14 protein-coding genes are annotated in these 19984 nt (G+C 73.7%); 13 read left to right on the forward strand and 1 reads right to left on the reverse strand.

What is annotated here, in order from left to right; translation table 11 throughout:
* Position 1: 1 nt before the first annotated feature.
* Entirely contained in the window at positions 2–1366 is a 1365-nt protein-coding gene (locus BLASA_RS16050) for a glutamine synthetase family protein (protein WP_014377261.1), read from the reverse strand.
* Between the two features lie 297 nt (positions 1367–1663).
* Between BLASA_RS16050 and eat the strand changes: the two genes are divergently transcribed.
* The 13 genes from eat (at position 1664) to BLASA_RS16115 (ending at position 19966) form a co-directional block, all read left to right on the forward strand.
* Positions 1664–3115 (forward strand): ethanolamine permease, encoded by a 1452-nt coding sequence (gene eat, locus BLASA_RS16055; protein ID WP_014377262.1) that lies wholly within the window; start codon positions 1664–1666, stop codon positions 3113–3115.
* Between the two features lie 19 nt (positions 3116–3134).
* Positions 3135–3890, forward strand: coding sequence for a FadR/GntR family transcriptional regulator (locus tag BLASA_RS16060; protein WP_014377263.1), 756 nt, complete (start codon positions 3135–3137; stop codon positions 3888–3890).
* Between the two features lie 81 nt (positions 3891–3971).
* A complete protein-coding gene (locus BLASA_RS16065) occupies positions 3972–8468 on the forward strand; it encodes a cation-translocating P-type ATPase (protein ID WP_014377264.1) in 4497 nt (1498 codons plus the stop codon).
* A gap of 191 nt (positions 8469–8659) precedes the next feature.
* Complete coding sequence (locus tag BLASA_RS16070; RefSeq protein WP_014377265.1) at positions 8660–10429, forward strand: DUF6398 domain-containing protein; 1770 nt, start codon at positions 8660–8662, stop codon at positions 10427–10429.
* On the forward strand, positions 10426–11748 hold the full coding sequence (locus BLASA_RS16075; RefSeq protein WP_014377266.1) for a helicase-associated domain-containing protein: 1323 nt from the start codon (positions 10426–10428) through the stop codon (positions 11746–11748). Before BLASA_RS16070 ends, BLASA_RS16075 begins: the two co-directional genes overlap by 4 nt.
* A 132-nt stretch (positions 11749–11880) precedes the next feature.
* Positions 11881–13338: a DUF3375 domain-containing protein gene (locus BLASA_RS16080; RefSeq protein ID WP_014377267.1), complete on the forward strand. Its 1458-nt coding sequence runs from the start codon at positions 11881–11883 to the stop codon at positions 13336–13338.
* A 59-nt stretch (positions 13339–13397) separates the two neighbouring features.
* Positions 13398–13634 (forward strand): hypothetical protein, encoded by a 237-nt coding sequence (locus BLASA_RS16085; RefSeq protein WP_014377268.1) that lies wholly within the window; start codon positions 13398–13400, stop codon positions 13632–13634.
* On the forward strand, positions 13634–13933 hold the full coding sequence (locus tag BLASA_RS16090; protein ID WP_014377269.1) for a type II toxin-antitoxin system PemK/MazF family toxin: 300 nt from the start codon (positions 13634–13636) through the stop codon (positions 13931–13933). The genes BLASA_RS16085 and BLASA_RS16090 overlap by 1 nt, the downstream gene beginning before the upstream one ends.
* Before the next feature lie 126 nt (positions 13934–14059).
* A complete protein-coding gene (locus BLASA_RS16095; RefSeq protein ID WP_014377270.1) occupies positions 14060–14707 on the forward strand; it encodes a DUF4194 domain-containing protein in 648 nt (215 codons plus the stop codon).
* Complete coding sequence (locus BLASA_RS16100) at positions 14704–18087, forward strand: ATP-binding protein (protein ID WP_014377271.1); 3384 nt, start codon at positions 14704–14706, stop codon at positions 18085–18087. The genes BLASA_RS16095 and BLASA_RS16100 overlap by 4 nt, the downstream gene beginning before the upstream one ends.
* Position 18088: 1 nt before the next feature.
* Positions 18089–19294 (forward strand): DUF3322 domain-containing protein, encoded by a 1206-nt coding sequence (locus BLASA_RS16105; protein ID WP_014377272.1) that lies wholly within the window; start codon positions 18089–18091, stop codon positions 19292–19294.
* A gap of 37 nt (positions 19295–19331) precedes the next feature.
* Positions 19332–19583, forward strand: a complete 252-nt coding sequence (locus BLASA_RS16110) for a type II toxin-antitoxin system CcdA family antitoxin (RefSeq protein WP_197536232.1) — start codon at positions 19332–19334, stop codon at positions 19581–19583.
* A 23-nt stretch (positions 19584–19606) separates the two neighbouring features.
* Entirely contained in the window at positions 19607–19966 is a 360-nt protein-coding gene (locus BLASA_RS16115; RefSeq protein WP_166486566.1) for a PIN domain-containing protein, read from the forward strand.
* Positions 19967–19984 lie beyond the last annotated feature (18 nt).

Raw genomic sequence — 19984 nt, forward strand, 5'->3', positions numbered from 1 at the left:
CTCAGAGCCGTTCGAAGCCACGAACCCGCTCCCAGTCCGTCACCGCGGCATCGAAGGCGGCCACCTCGGTGCGGGCGGCGTGCACGTAGTGCTGCACGACCTCCTCGCCGAACGCCTGCACGGCCATCTCGCTGGCCGCCAGCCGGTCGGCCGCGTCCCGCAGCGTCGAGGGCACCCGCGGCTTGCCCGACGTGTAGGCGTTCCCGGTGACCGGCTCCTCCAGCGGCAGCCGGTTCTCCAGCCCGTGCAGCCCGGCCGCGATCAGCGCCGCGACCGCGAGGTAGGGGTTGACGTCGCCACCGGGCAGGCGGTTCTCGAACCGCAGCGACTCGCCGTGCCCGACGACGCGCAGCGAACATGTGCGGTTGTCCACTCCCCACGCCACCGCGGTGGGCGCGAAGCTGCCCTCCGCGAACCGCTTGTAGGAGTTCACGTTCGGGGCCAGCAGCGCCGTCAGCTCGCCCAGGCAGGCCAGCTGGCCGGCCAGGAAGTGCTCCATCAGCGGCGAGAAGCCGTACGCCCCGTCCCCGGCCATCGCGGAGCGGCCGTCCGAGCCCCGCAGGCTCAGGTGGATGTGGCAGGAGTTGCCCTCGCGCTCGTCGAACTTGGCCATGAAGCTCAGGCTCATGCCGTGCTGCGCCGCGATCTCCTTGGCGCCGGTCTTGTAGACCGTGTGGTTGTCGCAGGTGCTCAGCGCGTCGCTGTACCGGAAGGCGATCTCGTGCTGGCCGAGGTTGCACTCGCCCTTGACCGACTCGACGTACAGGCCGGCCCCGGTCATGCCGCGGGTGATGCCGCGCAGCAGCCCGTCGATGCGGCCGGTGCCGACCAGGGAGTAGTCGACGTTGTACTGGTTGGCCGGCTCGAGGTCGCGGTAGCCGCGGCGCCAGGCCTCCTCGTAGCTGGTGCTGAAGGTGAAGAACTCGAGCTCCGTGCCCACGTACGCGGCGAGGCCGTACTCGGCCAGCCGGTCCAGCTGCCGCCGCAGCACCTGCCGGGGGGACGGCGCGACCGGCCGGCCGTCCAGCCACTCGACGTCGCACAGCACCAGCGCGGTCCCCTGGTGCCACGGCACCACCCGCAGCGTCGAGGTATCGGGGCTCAGCGCGAAGTCGCCGTAGCCGGACTCCCAGGAGGTCATGGCGTAGCCGGGGACCGTGTTCATCTCGACGTCGACGGCGAGCAGGTAGTTGCAGGCCTCGGCGCCGTGCGGCAGCACCTCCTCCATGAAGTACCGCGCACCGCAGCGCTTGCCCTGCAGCCGGCCCTGCATGTCGGTCATGGCCACGAGCACGGTGTCGACGTCGCCGTGCTCGACGAGCCTGCGCAACTCGTCCACCGACAGCGGTGCGGGGGGTCGCTCCACGTCGCCTCCTCGGGCGATGCGCTCATCACCGTGCGGACGGCGGGCGCCTGCAAGGGATCAGCACGAGTCCATTGGGCGCAGATGCAACACGTCCGACCGGCCCGGCGTCAACGGCTCCCGGATCGGCCGCTCCCCGTTCCTGTCGCAGGTCAGGCCGGGACACCGATCCCGCGGGACGACGCCGCACCCGCTTGACAGCGCCGGTGCGCACGGCCACTCTTCGCGCCACCGATCCACCCAAAGGTCCAGGTGAAGCCCAAAGCCCGCCGCTGGGCGGGCCCGAGCATGGAGGCCGGCATGGCCGATCGCCGCCAGATCCACGGTGCCGAGTACGAGCGGGTGGGCGCAGATTATCTGCAGCAGCGGCAACTGCGGGGCGGCGCCGCCGGGTGGGTGCTCCTGGCCGGGCTGGGCGTCGCCTACGTGATCTCCGGCGACTTCGCCGGCTGGAACTTCGGCCTCGCCGAGGGCGGCTGGGGCGGTCTGCTGATCGCCACCGTCCTCATGGCGGTGATGTACACGGCCATGGTGTTCGGCCTGGCCGAGCTCGCCTCGACGCTGCCGGTCGCCGGCGCCGGCTACGGCTTCGCCCGCCGGGCGCTGGGCCCGCTGGGCGGCTTCGCCACCGGCACGGCGATCCTCATCGAGTACGTGATCGCGCCGGCCGCCATCGTCGTGTTCATCGGCGGCTACGTCGAGGCACTCGGCCTCTTCGGGCTGACCAGCGGCTGGCCGGTCTACCTGGTCTGCTACGCCATCTTCGTCGGGGTGCACCTGTACGGCGTCGGCGAGGCGCTGCGGCTGATGTTCGGCATCACCGCGATCGCGGTCGTCGCCCTGGCGGTCTTCGTCATCGGGATGCTGCCGCAGTTCGACATCGACAACCTGTTCGACATCGAGCCCACCGCGGCCGCCGGCGCGAGCGCCTTCCTCCCGTTCGGCTTCGCCGGGGTGCTCGCCGCCTTCGTCTACGGCATCTGGTTCTTCCTCGCCGTCGAGGGGGTGCCCCTCGCGGCGGAGGAGGCGCGCGACCCGAAGCGGGACATGCCCCGCGGCATCGTCGCGGCGATGATGATCCTGCTGGTCACCGCAGCGCTCATGCTGGTCACGGCGCCCGGCGGGGCCGGTGCGGCGGCGATCGCGGAGTCGGACAACCCCCTGCCCCTCGCCCTGCGCGAGGCCTACGGCGGCAACACCTGGCTGGCGGACTTCGTCAACTACGCCGGGCTCGCCGGCCTGGTGGCGAGCTTCTTCTCCATCGTGTTCGCCTACTCGCGGCAGCTCTTCGCGCTCTCGCGGGCCGGCTACCTGCCGCGCTGGCTGTCCCGCACCAGTTCCCGGAAGACGCCCCACCTGGCCCTGATCGTCCCCGGGCTGATCGGCTTCCTGCTCGCCGCGATCACCCAGGACGGCGCACTGCTGATCAACATCGCGGTGTTCGGCGCGACGGTGTCCTACGTGCTCATGATGCTGTCGCACATCGTGCTGCGGAAGCGGGAGCCGGACCTGCACCGGCCCTACCGCACCCCCGGCGGCGTCGCCACCACCGGGACCGCCCTGGTCCTCGCCGCTGCCGCCGTCGTGGCCACGTTCTTCGTCGACGAGAAGGCCGCCGGCATCACCGCGCTGATCTTCCTGGCGGCGCTGGCCTACTTCTGGTTCTACAGCCGGCACCGGCTCGTGGCCGACGCCCCCGAGGAGGAGTTCGAGGCGATCGGGCGGGCCGAGGCCGAACTCGCGGGCGACTGACCCCGGCCGGGAACCTTCCGTGGAACCACTGGCGGCCCCGCGACCGGCGGCCGACGAGGAGCCCGGCCGCGGCGCCGACGAGGCCGTGTTCCGCCCGATCCGGGGTGGCAACGCCTTCGAGGAGACGGTGGAGCGGCTGCTCCAGGCGCTCCGGCTCGGCGTCGTCGCGCCGGGAGGCCGGCTGCCGCCCGGCCGGGAGCTCGCCCCGCGGCTCGGGGTGAGCCGCGCGACGCTGCGGGAGGCGGTCGCGACCCTGCAGTCCGCCGGCTACCTGGAATCCCGGCGTGGACGCTACGGCGGGACGTTCGTCGTGGCGGCGCCGCCGGCGGGTGCACGGCCCCGCCCCGCCAGGAGCCGCCCGGCGGCGGACCTCGAGGACGTCCTGCAGTTCCGGCTCGTGCTCGAGGCCGGCGCGGCCGAGGCCGCCGCGGCCCGACCGCTGACGCGCGCGGACCGCGGACACCTCACCGGGCTGCTCGCCGGGTGCACCGGCGCCGGACCCGCCGACTACCGCAGGCTGGACTCGCGCCTGCACCTCGCGGTGGCCGAGGTGGCCGGCTCCCCGTCGCTGACGACGGCCGTCGCGGACGTCCGCACCCGGGTCAACGAGCTGCTGGACGCCATTCCGCTGCTGCCCCCGAACATCGAGCACTCGGACCGCCAGCACGCGGCCGTCGTCACCGCCATCCTGGCCGGCGACCCGGCAGGCGCCCGATCGGGCATGGCCGAGCACCTGGCCGGCACCGCGGCCCTGCTGCGCGGCTTCCTCACCTGACGGGGGACGTCGGCGGCGGGACCTGCCATCGGCCGGGTTCCGTCGTACCGTTCGTGGTGACCGTCGCCACACGGGGGTTCCATGGCTCTGCTGCACCGGCTCGGCTCGGCCCGCAGGGCCGCGCACGAGGCCACGCGCCTGGCCACCGAGGTGGCCGCACTGGCCGCCGTCCCGGTGCTGGCCGGTGCCGGTCTGCTGGTCGGGTCCGGGGTTCCGCGGAAGGTCGCCCGTACCGGCGCGGACCTCGCCGGCGGCTCGGTCGAGCTGACCCGCCGCGCCGTCGTCTCCGGCGCCCGGGCGGTCGGGACGATCGTCACCGGTGCCGACCCGCTCCCCGGCGGCCACCTGCACGACCTGCTCGACGCGGCCAAGGGGATGCTCGAGCCGCCGGAGACCCGCTCCACCCGGCGGGTCTGGGCAGACCACGGCCGGCTGCAGATCGAGGTGGAGACCCCCGCCGACGACGAGACGCCCGAGGCCCGGCGCAGCCTGCGCCGGCACCTGGAGCGCCTCGAGGGCGTCGAGTGGGCCACGGTCAACGACGTCGTCGGCCGGGTGCTGCTCGCCGTCGACGACCGCCGGATCACCCCCGACGAGGTCATCGGCGTCGTCACCGAGATCGAGCAGGCCCGTGGAGGGAAGCACGTCTTCCCGCAGCGCCCCGACCACCCGGCCGACCTCGAGCCGCTGCTGGCCGCCGCCGTCTCCGCCGCGATCGACACCGCGGCGTACGGGGTGGCCACCGCCGCCAGGTACCTGCCCGTCCCGGCCCTCACGCGGCACGCCACGCTGCTCATGGCGCTGCTGGACTCCCAGCGGTGGCTGAAGCAGGCCATCTCCGGCCGCATCGGCCCGGTCGGCACCGACCTGGTCTTCGACGCCACCTCCGCGCTGCTGCACTCGCTCACCCAGAGCCCGACCGTGCCGGGGCTCAACGCCGCCGCCGCGATCCAGCGGGCCCTGGAGGTGCGCGCCCGGCGCCAGGTGTGGTGCCGCCGCGAGCGGGAGCTCTGCCTGCCGGAACCGGACGACGACACCGAGCCGCAACCACCACCCGGGCCGCGCCCCGCTCCCCTCCCCCGCGGCCCCGTCGAGACCTACCTCGACCGGCTCGGCCCCACGGAGTTCGCCGCGGCGCTCGCCCTGCTGCCGCTGACCGGCCGCCCTGGCCGCTCCGCCGACCTGTTCAAGGCGCTCACCGCCAAGGCCGCCACGCAGGGCCGCGAGTCCTTCGCCGCCTCGCTCGGCCTGCTGCTCTCCCGCCGGGGCGTGCTGCCGATGGACGGCTCCGCCTACCGCCGGCTCGACCGGATCGACACCGTCGTCGTCGACGCCGGCGCGCTCTGCACCGGGCCGCCGGAGGTCGTCGAGGCCACCGGGGAGGCCGACGGGTGGGACCACGCCGCCGTCTGGACCGCCGCCACGCGGCTGCTCGGCGGAGGCAGCACGGACGACGACGACGGCACGCTCCGGCTCGGCCCGCCGCGCACCTCGGACGACTCCCCCGGCGGCGAGCTGCGGTCGCTGCTGCAGGGCCGCCGCCGGGTGGGCACGGTCGTCCTCGGCGCCGGGCTCGACCCGCACGCCGAGGCGCTCCTCAGCACCACCGTCGATGCGGGCTGCCGGCTGGTGCTCACCCCGCACGTGAGCACCGGCGAGATCGCCGGCGCGGCCCACGAGAACCCGCCACCGGACGAGCACCTGGTGGACACGGTCCGGCGACTGCAGTCCGACGGGCACGGCGTCCTGCTGGTCTCGTCCACCGACGGGCCGGCGCTGCTGGCCGCCGACGTCGCCGTCGCTCCCGTCCTCGACGGCCGCGCACCCGCCTGGGGCGCCGACCTGATCACCGGGTCCGGCCTCGCGGACGCCTGCCGCATCGTCGCCGCCACCTCCGCCGCCAAGGCGGTCAGCCGGCAGGCGGTCCGCACCGCGCTGACCGGCAACGTCCTGGGCGGGCTGCTCGCCGCCGTCGGCAGCCCCCGGCGCGGCCAGCGGCGGGCCACCACGCCGGGCAAGTGGGCCACGGTGAGCACCATGACGGTCGGCACCTGGACCGCCGTCCGGGTGAGCCGCCGCCCCGTCCCGGCACCGACCGTGCACACGCCGTGGCATGCCCTGGACGCCGACGAGGTGCTGCGCCGGCTGGCCGACGCCGCACCCGAGCCGGACGGCACCCGCAAGCCCGCACCGAAGGCCCTCCGCACCCCGGCCCGCTTCGCGCGCACCGTCGCCGCCGAGCTCGCCGACCCGCTCACCCCCGTGCTGGCCACCGGGGCGGCGGCCACGGCGGTCCTGGGCGAGTTCACCGACGCCGTACTGGTCGGCGGGGTCACCGTGGTCAACGCGCTGGTCAGCGGCTTGCAGCGGCTCCGGGCGGAGACGGCGCTGGAGGCGCTGCTGCTCGAGCAGGACCGCACCGCCCGCCGCGAGACCGACAGCGGGGAACCCGAGGAGGTGCCCGCGGCCGAGCTCCGCGTCGGCGACGTCGTCCACGTCCGGCCCGGTGACCTCGTGACCGCGGACGCCCGGCTGCTGGAGGTATCGGACCTGGAGGTCGACGAGTCCGGCCTCACCGGTGAGTCGCTGTCCGTCGCCAAGTCGGTCGACGCGACGCCGGGGGCCGTGGTCGCCGACCGCACCTGCATGCTGTTCGACGGCACCACGGTGGTCGCCGGGAACGGGCGGGCCGTCGTCGTCGCGGTCGGGCAGGCGACCCAGGCCGGGCGGGCGTCCCGTGCCGCCGGTGGCGCCGCTCCCCCGGCCGGCGTCCAGGCCCGGCTGGCCGAGCTGACCAGCGCCGTTCTCCCGCTCACCCTCGCCGGCGGCGGGGCGGTCACCCTCCTCGGGGTGCTGTGGGGCCGCCCGCTGCGCGAGGCGGTCGCCGCCGGGGTGGCCATCGCGGTCGCCGCGGTGCCGGAGGGGCTGCCGCTGGTCGCCACCGTCGCCCAGCAGGCGGCCGCCCGGCGGCTCTCCCGGCGCGGTGCGGTGGTGCGCAGCGCCCGGGTGCTCGAGGCGCTCGGCCGGGTCGACACCGTCTGCTTCGACAAGACCGGCACGCTCACCGAGAACCGGCTGCGGGTCGCCCGGCTGGTGCCGCTGGACGGCGGAACCGAGGACGACCTGCTCCGGCTGGCCGCCGCCGGCATGGGCAGCGGCGACCACCGCTCCCATGAGACCGACCGCGCCGTCCACGAGGCCGCCGGCGACGCGTACGACCAGCTACCCGACGCGAGCCTGCCCTTCGCGGCCGGGCGCGGGTTCTCCGCCGGGGTGCGCGACGGCCGGCTGGTGATCAAGGGCGCACCCGAGGTCGTGCTGCACCGCTGCGCCGACGCCCCCGACCTGCGCGACCGCATCCAGGAGCTCGCCGCCGACGGGCTGCGGGTGCTCGCCGTCGCCGACCGGGCGGTCGACGCCGCCCCCGACGACCTCGACGAGGCCGCCACCGGGCTGACCCTGCGCGGGCTGGTCGGGCTGGCCGACACGCTGCGCGAGTCGTCGGTCCGCGCCGTCGAGCAGCTGCGCGCATCCGGCGTCCGGGTGGTGATCGCCACCGGCGACCACCCCGAGACCGCCGGCGCCATCGCCGCCCAGGCCGGGGTTCCCGACGCCGACAGGGTGGTCACCGGCACGCAGCTCGCGCGCGCCTCGGAGGACGAGCGGGCCCGCCTGGTCGCGGAGAACTCGGTCTTCGCCCGGCTCACCCCGGAGCAGAAGGTGCTGCTGGTGGGCGCGCTGCGCCGGGCCGGGGCGACGCTGGCGATGACCGGCGACGGGGTGAACGACGCCGCGGCGATCCGGCTGGCCGACGTCGGCGTCGGCGTGGAGGGCGCCGAGTCGCCGGCCGCCCGCACCGCCGCCGACCTGGTGCTCACCGACTCCGACCTCACCCGGCTGGTCGACGCGATCGCCGAGGGCCGGGCCATGTGGTCGCGCGTCCGCGACGCGGTGTCGATCCTCGTCGGCGGCAACGCCGGCGAGGTGACCTTCACGGTGCTGGGCACCGCCGTCGGCGGCCGGGCGCCGCTGGGCACCCGGCAGCTGCTGCTGGTCAACCTGCTCACCGACATGTTCCCGGCGCTGGCCGTCGCGGTCGCCGCACCCCGGTCGAGCAACGGCAACGGCCACGACGACGGCCCGCTGGCCGGGCACCCCCTTGCCGCGGTGCTGCTCGCCGGGCCGCACCGCGGGTTCACCCGGGAGGTCCGCCGGATGGTGCTGGTGCGGGGCGCGGCGACCGCGAGCGGCGCCACCGCCGCCTGGGCCGCCGGCCGGGTCACCGGGATCCTCCCCGGCCGGGCGAGCACGATGGGCCTGGCCGCGCTGATCGCCACCCAGCTGGCCCAGACGGCGTGGTCGGGACGGCGGAGCCCGCTGGTGCTGGCCACCGTGGCGGGGTCGCTCGCCGTGCTGGTCGGCACCGTGCAGGTCCCGGGCCTCAGTCAGTTCTTCGGCTGCACGCCGCTGGACCCGCTCTCCTGGGCGGTGGTGCTCGGCTGCGCCGTCGCCGGTGCCGCGGGCGCCGAGATCGTCCCCCGGGTGATCACCCAGGGCGCGCCGGCGACCTCCTCGTGACCTCCCCGGGCTGACGCGCCCCCGCCGAGGCGGAACCGGGTCCGCAACACGGCGCCACCGCCTCCTGCGCGACGGTGTCCGCGGCCCGGTCGACGCGCGCAGGGCGGGTGTGAGACCCCTTGTACCGACTCGGTGGCTGGACGCCCGAGGGGCGTCCCTCTTCGTCGTCCTCTGGCTCTGGCCTGATCCGGATGAGCAAGTGCTCCCACCCCCGCAAGCCGCGCCGCCCCACGAAGGACCGGCCGCACGGCCGGTCCCGAGCCCCGGCGCGGCAGCCGGTCCTCCACGACCCGCTGGCCGACGTCACCGCGGCACTGGCTACCGACGAGCCGCTGGCGCTGCTCGGGCTGGCCAGCACGCTGCTGGCGAGCTTCGACGAGCGCGCCTCGCTGGGGCGGCGGGACAAACCGTCGATGCCGCGGCTCGACGAGCTCCTCCAGGCTTTCTTCGCCATCGAGGAGGTGGAGACGTCGGCCCTGCTCGCCGCATTGTCCGGTCTTGCCGGCGACGAGGTCCTGCGCCACGAGGTCCGGCGGGAGATCGCCGCCCGGGAGCACGTGCTGCCCCGCTGGCTCCCCGACCTCGACGGCGCCGAGCCGGTGGAGCGAGCGTTCGAGATGCGTCACGTGCTCGGCGACGGCGAGAACCTCGTCGTCGGCGTGCTGCTGCCCGGTGGCCACCAGTTGTGCGCCGCGGCCTACGTCGACCACAACCTCGGCACCCTGGTGAAGGACGCCCTCGTGTCCCCTGGCGCCCTGACCGAGCTGGTCGACATGATGCGCGCGGAGGCCGCCGACGAGCTCGACACGGTGCTGACCGATCTGGCTCCCGCCGATGCCCGGGCCCGCATCGCCGAGGCGATCGAACTGAGCCGCATCACGTTCCCGCCGATCGAGACCGACACCTGGCCGGCCTGCCGTCCCCTGGTCGAGTGGATGGTCGGCCTGCTGCCCGCCGGGGGCACCGGCTACGTGCGACCGGTTTGGCCGGACGACGCCCGGCAGGCTTTGGCGGACCGCTTCTTCTCGTCGCCCTTCGGAGCCCGGCTCGACGATGCCGACCGGCGGAGCCTGCTGGAGTCGCTGCTGTGGTTCGGCACCGACTACGGCCCTGGCGATCCGCTGCGCTGGAGCCCGGTGGCCGTCGAGATCCTGTTGATCGACTGGATCCCCCGGACGATCGTCGCCGACGTGCCCTACCTGACCCAGGCGCCCGAGCTGCTCCGCGCCTTTCTCCGGTTCTGCCACGCCGAGCGCGGCATCCGGGCGGAACTCACCGCCGAGACCCTGGCGGCGGTCGACGAGCTCGAGGGCGAATACCAGACGACGATCCGCACGCCGCGCCCCCAGGGGCCGGCCGCGCTGCTGGCCCGTATGGGCGCGCTCGATCCCGACGGGCCCTGGCCTGCGACAGACGACCTGCTGAGCGGGTTCGACCCGCTGGAGGACCTGGCCGAGGCGGTCGGTGGCCGCGACGCGCTGGCCGCGCTCGACGGCAAGCCGCTGCCCGACGAGCCGTTCGACTGGGACCAGGTGCCGGGCGACATCCGCCCGCGGCTCGGCGCGGCGCTCGACCTGGTCGACCGCTGCTGCGACGAGCTGCTTGACGCCGAGCTGCGCACCGCCGCCCGCCGACTGCTGGCCCGGGTGGCCGCGGCCGACCCCGAGCTCTTCCTCCGCCGCGGCCGGCCGGAGGGATCCGCCGCGGCCGTCTGCTGGATCGTCGCCACCGCCAACCACCTGTTCCGCGACCGCCGGCTCACCGTGAAGCAGCTGACCAGCTGCCTCGGGTCGACAGGCTCCCCCGCGCCGCCGGCCAAGGCGCTGCTGAAGGCCATCGGCGTGGAGCCAGAGAGATACGCCTACGGCGACGGCCACCTCGGGTCCCCGGACTACCTCACCGGAGAGCACCGGGCCGGCATGGCGGCGGCCCGCGACCGGCTCCTGGACCAGCGCACGTGAACGCGGGCCACCTCGACTCTGGGGCCACCGACGAGCCCGTCGTCCGGAACACCGAGCCGGAGGGGCTGGCCAACCTCGCCGCCGTCCTCCGGCTCTGCCAAGCCGGGCGCCTGCAATGCAGCGCGAAGACGGCCCGGCCGTCGGCCACCACGGTGCGCGCCGTGGCCGACGTGCTCGTCGCCGGCGACATCTATCCGGACGATGCGATCGCCGCCTTCGCGTGGCCGCTGCTGCTCCAGGCCGGCGGGCTGGCCCGGCTGGACGACTCCCGCCTCGCGCTGACCCCCAAGGGGCGGCGTGCCCTCGGGCAGCAGGCACACGAGGTCATCCGCGACATCTGGCAGCGCTGGCCCCGACACGCACCGATCGACGAGCTCAGCCGGGTGGACCAGATCAAGGGCCAGAAGTCCGCCGGGGTGCTCAGCGCGGCCGGTTCGCGCCGGGAGGCGGCGACGGCGGCTCTTCGCCATTGCCCGCCCGGGGAGTGGACGGGCATCGACGGCCCCTTCACCACGCTGCGCCGCCACGAGCACCGGCTGACCGTCGCCCGGTCGGAGCGGGCGCTGTGGATGCTCTACATCGTCGACGCGGAGTACGGCAGCCTCGGCTACGACGGCTACCACGACTTCCGGGTCCTGGAGGGCCGCTACGTGCTCGCGGTGCTGTTCGAGTACGCCGCGACACTCGGGTTGATCGACGTCGAGTACGTGGCTCCGGCGCAGGTGCGCGACGACTTCCGGCACATCTGGGGCGCCGACTGGCTCGACGCGCTGAGCCGCTACGCCGGGCTCGGCGCCGTCCGCCTGACCGCTCTCGGTGCCTACGCCACCGGGCTGACGCCGGCGTACGCGCCGGCGGCGGCCGAGCGCGGGCTCGAAGTGCTGCCGAACCTCGACGTGGTCGCCCTCGGCGACGTGCCCGCGGCCGACCGCCTCGTCCTCGACGCCTTCGCCACCCGCGGCTCCGACCGGGTGTGGACGCTATCCGCGGCGAGCCTGCTCGCCGCAGCCGACGCGGGCCGCTCACCTCACGAACTGGCCGGCTTCCTGGCCGACCGGGCGATCCACGGCGTGCCACCTGCCGTGCAGACGTTGCTGGACGACGTCGAGGTGCGGCTCCGGCGGGTGCGCGACCTCGGGTTCCACCGGGTCGTGGAGTGCGACGACGCCCAGACGGCCACCCTGCTGACCACGGACCGGACCCTCCGCGGGCTGTGCACGCGGATCGGCGAGCGGCACCTGCTCATCGAGCCCGCCGGCGAAGTCAAGGCCCGGGCCGCGTTGCTGAGGCTGGGTCACCCGCTGGTGCCGCCGTCCTGACGCTCGCCGACGGTGATCTGCAGGTCATCGATACGCGTGCGTGAACGTCACCGAGCCGGCGCCGACCGGGACCCGGTTCCGTCAGTGGTCCTCCCTAGCATCGGCGGCGGGTCCGGCACTGGAGAGGTGGACATGCACTACGACGACGTCGCCGCGCTGCAGCGGCACAGCTCCGCGTGGCGGCTGGTCCGCGCCGACCACGCCCCGCTGATCATCAGCTTCCTCGACCAGGTCTTCGTCGAGGGGAACATCCGCGGCATCGCCGCCGGCGAGCTGGCCGACCGGCTCGATGATGTTCTCCATGCGCTGAACGAGGGGCACGACCCACCGCTGTTCCCGAAACCGGCGCGCGCCTACCTCGACTTCTGGGCGGCACCCGACGCCGGCTGGCTGCGCAAGTACTACCTCGCCGGCTCCGACGAGCCGCACTTCGACGCCACCCCCGCCGCCGAGAAGGCGGTCGCCTGGTGCACCTCCCTACGGGCCCGCAGCTTCGTCGGCACCGAGTCCCGGCTCAACACCGTCGTCGACCTGCTGCGCCAGATGGTCTACGGCGCCGAGGCCGATCCAGACACCCGCCTCGCCGAGCTGGAGCGTCGCAGGCAGGAGATCGACGACGAGATCGAGCGCGTCCGCCGCGGCGAGGTCGACGTCATGGACCCGTCCGCCCAGCGCGACCGGTATCAGCAGTTCGCCGGCACCGCGCGCGAGCTGCTGGCCGACTTCCGCGAAGTCGAAGGCAACTTCCGGGCGCTCGACCGCGACCTGCGCGAGCAGATCACCACCTGGGACGGCGCCAAGGGCGGCCTGCTCGAGCAGGTGGTCGACGGCCGGGCCAGCATCGCCGACTCCGACCAGGGCAAGAGCTTCCACGCCTTCTACGACTTCCTGCTCTCCCCCACCCGCCAGGAGGAGCTCACCGACCTGCTGCGCCGGGTGCACGAGCTGCCCGCCCTCGCCGACGGCGACGACCGCCTGCGCGCCGTCCACCACGAGTGGCTGGCCGCCGGCGAACGCACCCAGACCACCGTGCGCACGCTGTCGGAACAGCTGCGCCGCTACCTCGACGACCGGGTCTGGCTGGAGAACCGGCGGGTGATGGACATCCTGCGCAGCATCGAGACCTCCGCGCTCCAGTTGCGCGGGGAACGCCGCATCGAGGTGACCGTCGAGATCGACGCGCTGGCACCGACCGTCGTCCTGCCGATGGAACGTCCCCTCTACACGCCGCAGACGCGGGTCGCCGTCGACAGCAGCGACCTGCAGAGCGGCGACGACGACTTCGACGCCACCGCGCTGTTCGGGCAGGTGCACGTCGACCCGGCACCGCTCACCGCGCACGTGCGGCGCGCTCTGCTGCAGCGACCACAGGTCGGCCTGGCCACGCTCCTGAACCACCATCCGCTCGAGCAGGGCCTCGCGGAGCTGGTCACCTACTTCTCCCTCACCGACGGCACCTTCGACGTCGTCTTCGACGACATCCCCGAGCAGGTCGCCTGGACCGACAGCGACGGCCGCACCCGGCGGGCCACCGTTCCCCGGCTCACCTACGCCCGCCGCGCCGAGCTCCCGCAGTCGGCGCCGACGTGAGGATCGCATCGGCGCCCACGTGGTATCAGGCCTGCATCCCAATTCGGTACCATCCTGGGATGAGCAAGCAGATCGCCGTACGCCTGGCAGACGACCTCGTCGACTTCGTCGACACTCTCGTCGCGCACGGACGGGCGACCAGCCGCGCTGCGGTAGTGACTCGTGCACTCGAGCGTGAGCGGCGCAGGGAAGTGGCGGCGCGGGATGTCGAGATCCTCGCCGCCGATCCCGATGATCCTGACCTCGACGCCCTCGCCGACTTCGCCGCAACCGTCCGGATGGATGACCTGGACTGATGCGGCCGATCCACGTCGCCCGCCTGGACAAGGGTCGTCCGGTGCTCGTGCTCACCCGGGAACTGGTCCGGCCGCACCTGTCCCGCGTGAGCGTGGCGCCGATCACGAACACGATCCGCGGTCTGTCGACGGAGGTGCCAGTCGGCGCGGCCAACGGGCTGAGCCACCCGAGCGTCGTGAGCTGCGACAACGTGACCACAGTGCCGCGCACGGCGCTCGGCCGCCAGATCGGCTTCCTGCTGCCGGACCAGGAAGAAGCGCTGACCGAAGCGATCCATGCTGCCTTCGATCTCTACTGATGCGAGGCGGCACTGCCCCTCGCGCACGCATATGTCGCCGTGTCGACACGCGGAGCTGCGTGCGGTTCTGTCGTACTCCCTCCATAGCATCGGCAGCGGTCCTCGACTTCAGCCCGGAGGTGGCATGTGACCGCACCGCCCGTCCGATCCGAGCTCGACCTGCCGCTGGTCGCCACCTCGCTCATGAAGGGCGTGATCTACCGCGACACCCACGAGCAGGTCTGGCGCCACCTGCTGCCCCTGCAGAGCCGGCTGCGCGAGTACATGTCCACCATCGGCCTGGTCCCGGTCATCGACGAGGCCGAGGGCTACGCCTTCCTCCGGCAGCGGGACGACGACGCAGAGGGCACCGACGGCGCCCGGGCGGGGTCCGCCGTTCCCCGGCTGGTCGCCCGCCGCTCGCTGTCGTTCCACGTCAGCCTGCTGCTCGCACTGCTGCGCCGCCGGCTGGCCGAGTTCGACGCCACGGACGCCGGCAGCCGGCTGGTCCTCACCCGCGAGCAGATCGTCGCGATGCTCCGCGTGTTCCTCCCCAGCACCAGCAACGAGGCCCGCCTCGTCGACCAGGTCGACCAGTCCATCACCAAGGTCGTCGAGCTCGGCTTCCTGCGCCGGGTGCCGGGTTCGGACGGCGCGGTCGAGGTGCGCCGCATCCTCAAGGCCTTCGTCGACGCCCAGTGGCTGGCCGACTTCGACACCCGGCTGGCCGCCTACGCCGCCCAGCTCCGCCACCCCGATGCCGCCGCCGAGCCCGAGGAAGGGGCGCAACCGTGACCACGCCCGTCCACCTCGCCACCGACGAGACTCCTCCACCCGAGGTGCCGTCCGGTTTCCGGCTCGACCGCCTCGAGGTGCTCAACTGGGGCACGTTCGACCAGAAGGTGTGGACCCTGCGGGCCGGCGGTGCCAACACCCTGCTCACCGGCGACATCGGCTCCGGCAAGTCCACCGTCGTCGACGCCGTCACCACCCTGCTGCTCCCGGCCCAGCGAATCTCCTACAACAAGGCCGCCGGCGCCGACACCCGCGAGCGCAGTCTCCGGTCCTACGTGCAGGGGCACTGGCGCTCCGAGCGCAACGAGGCGACCGGCACCACCCGGCACGTCGGCCTGCGGGCGGGCAGCACCTACTCGGTGCTGCTCGCCGTCTTCACCAACCCCGGCTACGACACCACCATCACCCTCGCGCAGGTGTTCTGGCTCAAGGACGGCGACGGCGGCCAGCCCGACCGCTTCTACGTGACCGCCGACCGCGACCTCACCATCGCGGCCGACTTCGCCGACTTCGGCACCGACGTCACCGCCCTCAAGCGTCGCCTGCGGGGCCAGACCGGGATCTCGGTGCAGAACGCATTTCCCGACTACGGCCGCGACTACCGCCGCCGGCTCGGCATCGACTCCGAGCAGGCGCTGGAGCTGTTCCACCAGACGGTGTCGATGAAGGCGGTCAGCGACCTCAACGGTTTCGTCCGCAGCCACATGCTCGAACCCTTCGACGCCGCCGGCTGGATCGACCGACTCGTCGCCCACTTCGACGACCTCACCCGCGCCCACGAGTCCGTCGTCCGCGCCCGCACGCAACTGGACCAGCTGCGGCCGGTGCTCGCCGACGCCGACGCCCACGACCGGCTCGGCGCCGAGATCGCCGCGCTCGACGCTCAACGCGAGGCCCTGCCGGTGCACACCGCGCAGCTTCGGGCAGACCTGCTCGCCCGCCGGATCGAGTGCCTGCGCGAGTCGGTGGCCGAGGACGACCGGGAGCTCGCCCGGCTCACCGACGACCTGGGCCGGCACCGGAGGCGAGAGCGGGAGCTGATCGTCGAGCGTGCCGGGCACGGCGGCGACCGGCTGGCCCGCATCGACGAACTGGTCGACGCGGAGGAACGCGCCCTCGACACCCGCCGGCAGAAGGCCGCCACCTTCGCCGACCTGCTCACCGCCGCCGGCCTCGACCCGGTCGCCGACGAGCACGGTTTCAGCGCCCGGCGGGTCGAGGTCCGAGTCGCGACCGCGGCCGCCGAGTCCGACGCCGCCGAGGCGCAGAACCGGCTCCGCGAGCTCGCCGTCGACGCGCGCGGCCTGCAGGACGAGTCGGACGACCTCCGCGCCGAGCTGGCCAGCCTGCGCCAGCGCACCAGCAGCCTTCCGCGGCAGAGTCTGGAACTGCGCCAGCGGCTGGTCACCGAGCTCGGCATTCCCGCGGCGGCGCTGCCCTTCGCCGGCGAGCTGATCCAGGTCGGGGCGGCCTCCCGCGACTGGGAGGGTGCCGCCGAGCGCCTGCTGCGCGGGTTCGCCCTGTCGCTGCTCGTCCCTGGCGAGCACTACCCCGCGGTCTCGCGCTGGATCGACGCCCACGACCTGCGTACCCGGCTGGTCTACTACCGCGTCGCCGCGCGCGCCCCAACCCTGCCGGCACTGCCGTCCGCCGACTCGCTCGCCGCCAAGCTGGAGATCAAGGACTCCGCCGTGCGGCCGTGGCTGGAAGCGCAGCTGGCCCACCGCGCCGACCACGTGTGCGTCGACTCCATCGAGGCGTTCCAGCGCACCCCGAAGGCCCTCACCCGCGCCGGCCAGATCAAGGAATCCGGCGGCCGGCACGAGAAGAACGACGCCACCCGGATCGACGACCGCCGGTCGTACGTGCTCGGCTGGAGCAACGCGGAGAAGATCGAGGCACTGCTCAGCCAGGCCCAGCAGCTGCAGGAGCGGCTCAACCGGCTGGCCGACGACCGCGCCCGGTCCGAGGCCGCCTACCGGACCGCGGCCGTGCGGGGCCGCACGTTGAGCAAGCTGGACGTCTTCGACGACTGGGCCGAGCTCGACTGGCAGGCCGTCGTCCGGCGCATCGCCGATCTGACCGCGGAGCGCGAGCGGCTGCTGTCCGCGTCGGGCGAGCTGCAGCGCGTCGACCGGGAGCTCGACGGGGTGCGCTCCGCCATCTCCGAGGCGGACGACGCCTTGTCAGCGCGCCAGCAGCGACGCGGCGGGCACGGCAGCGAGCTGGCGGACGCCGAGCAGCGCGCCACCGCCGTCGCCGCCCGGCTCGAGGACGCCGGCAGCGTGCCGGCCGAGCATCTGGACGCCTTGGCCGGCCGCGCCGCGGCGCACCCCGCACCGACCACGGTGGAAGGCGTCGACGGTCTGGAGGAGGCGCTGCGCCGGCAGCTGACCGAGGACCGCGACCATCGGGCCAAGCGCCAGTCCGGCGTGGAGTCCCGGCTGGTCCGGGCGATGGGGAAGTTCATCAGCGACCATCCCGTCGAGACCAGCGAGATGGACGCCTCGGTGGCCGCGGCCGGCGAGTTCCGCGCGCTGCACGAGCGGCTGACCGGCGACGACCTGCCCCGCTTCGAAGCCACCTTCAAGCGGTACCTGAACGAGAACACCATCCGCGACATCGCCGGGTTCCTCGCCGAACTGAACAAGCGGTCCGAGCTGATCTCCCAGCGGGTCGCGACGATCAACGCCTCCCTCGTCGGCATCGACTACAACCCCGGCCGCTACATCCGGCTGGACACGCAACTCACCCCGCACCCCGAGATCAAGGACTTCAAGCGCGACCTGCGCGCCTGCACCGACGACGCCCTCGCGGACGGCGACGACCAGTACTCCGAACAGCGCTTCCTGCAGGTACAGGCCATCGTCGAACGCCTCCGCGGCCGGCCGGGACACGGCGACGTCGACCGGAACTGGTCGCGTTTCGTCACCGACGTCCGCAACTGGTTCGTCTTCACCGCCTCCGAACGCTGGCGGGAGGACGACACCGAGTACGAGACCTACAGCGACTCCGGCGGCAAGTCCGGCGGGCAGAAGGAGAAGCTCGCCTACACCATCCTGGCCGCCTCGCTGGCCTACCAGTTCCGCCTCGACCCGGCCGCCGCCCGGTCGAAGACCTTTCGCTTCGTCGTCATCGACGAGGCATTCGGCCGCGGCTCCGACGAGTCCACCCGGTTCGCCCTCACCCTGTTCACCCGGCTCGGCCTGCAACTGCTCATCGTCACGCCGCTGCAGAAGATCCACGTCATCGAGCCGCACGTGGCCGCCGTCGGGTTCGTCGACAACCCGACCGGCAATTACTCCCGGATGCAGAGCATGACCATCGAGGAGTACCGCGAGCAGCAGGCGCTGAGCCGGGCCGCCGGCGACGCGGGCTGACATGGCGGGCAGCGCGACACGGGGAACCTCCGGGCCGGGCCGCAGGCGCAGCGAGTGGACGACGTGGTCAGACGTTCGCGACCAGCTGCGGCGTCGCTGGGACCGTGGCGACTCTCTCAGCGCTCACGCCGCCGGCCTGCCGTTCGAGCCGTTGGACCTGCCGATCCGCGGGCCCGGGCCCCGTGACATCGGCGACCGGTTCGACGACGTCCGGGCCTGGCGCACGGGCTGGACGGCGGCGCCCCGCGGCGCCCGGGTCGTGGAGGCGTCGATCGGGGGGCGGTTGATCGGGGTCAACCGGCTGCCGTCCCGCGTGGCCATCGACAGCTGGGACGAGCTGATCTCCGTCCTCGGCGTCTGGCGCGATGTCGATACCTTCGACGCCCGGCTGGCATCCGCGCGCGACCTGGCGCCTGCGCTGGTCGAGTGGATGACCCGCTCCCCGATGCGGGTGCTCGCCGCGGGTGAGGACTGGGACCGGCTGGTCACCACGGTGCTCTGGATCGACCAGCAGGCCCGCCCGGGCAGCTACCTGCGGGAGATCGACGTGCCCGGAGTCGACACCAAGTTCGTGGAGACCCACCGCGGCCTGCTCGCCGACCTGCTGGAATCGCAGCTGGCGCCGGCGCGGATCGACGCCACCCGCCCCCGGTCGGACTTCGCCGGCCGGTTCGGTTTCCGGAGCAAGCCCGACCATCTCCGCCTCCGGCTGCCGCCGGAGCACGCCGGGCCGTTCAGCGAGATCGCCGTCCGCGTCGAGGAGCTGGCGCACGCGCCCGTCGGCGCCGACACCGTGATCGTCGTGGAGAACGAGATCACCTACCTGGCGCTGCCACCCCGGCCCCGCACCGCTGTGCTCTTGGGTGGGGGCTACGCAGCCCGCCGGCTCACCCCGCTGACCTGGCTGGCCGATGTCGACCTCCGGTACTGGGGGGACATCGACACCCACGGCCTCGCCATCCTCGACCGGCTGCGCGCGGCCTTTCCGCATACCCGGTCGATACTGATGGACCAGGCGACGCTGCTGGCGCACCGGACCCAGTGGGTGCAGGAGCCCAGTCCCACCGCCGAACGACTGGACCGGCTCACCCCGGAGGAGAGCGCGCTGTACGCCGCCCTGGTCACCGATGCCTTCGGCCCCTCCGTCCGGCTGGAACAGGAGCGGGTGCGGATGTCCCTCGCCGAACGGGCCCTTCGCGTCGACTGATGTCACCCCACGCCTCAAAAATGTGTATGGTATGCGCATGTCTCGCGTCAACATCACGGTTCCGGACAACCTGATCGAGCAGGCGCGTGAAGCGGGCCTGAACGTGTCGAAACTTGCCGCTGCCGCTCTTGCCGAAGAACTCGATCGTCGGGCCAAGATCGCCGCGCTCGACGCCTACCTGCTGGAACTCGACGAGGAACTCGGCCCGATCTCGGCCGCCGAGGTCGAGGCTGCGCAGACCTGGGCGGCCGGGTTGCCGACGACAGCGCGCGCCGGCCGGCCAGCGTGACCCTGGTCCTCGATTCAGGCGGCGTGACCGGGCTGGCCGGCCAGCGGGCCCGGCTCCGCGAACTGCAACGGCGCGGCCTGTGGCCGGCCGAGGTTCCCGCGGTCGTGCTCACCGAGGCGCTCACCGGTGACCATCGGCGCGACTTCCAGCTGAACCGCCTGCTGCGGGCCTGCCAGGTCCGTCCCGTTCCCGAGCTGCAGGCCCGGGAGGCCGCTGTCTTGCGCACCCGCACCGAACGCGCGGGGGAGATCTCCGCCGTCGACGCCGTGGTGGCCGCCTCGGCGAGCACCCGACCCGGCAGTGTCGTCCTGACCAGCGACCCCGGCGACCTTCGCGCCCTGGCAGAACACGCCGTCCACCGGTTCACCGTCGTCCCCGTGTAACTGGATCAGGCGAACAGC

It is taken from the genome of Blastococcus saxobsidens DD2 (assembly GCF_000284015.1).
Lineage (GTDB): Bacteria > Actinomycetota > Actinomycetes > Mycobacteriales > Geodermatophilaceae > Blastococcus > Blastococcus saxobsidens_A.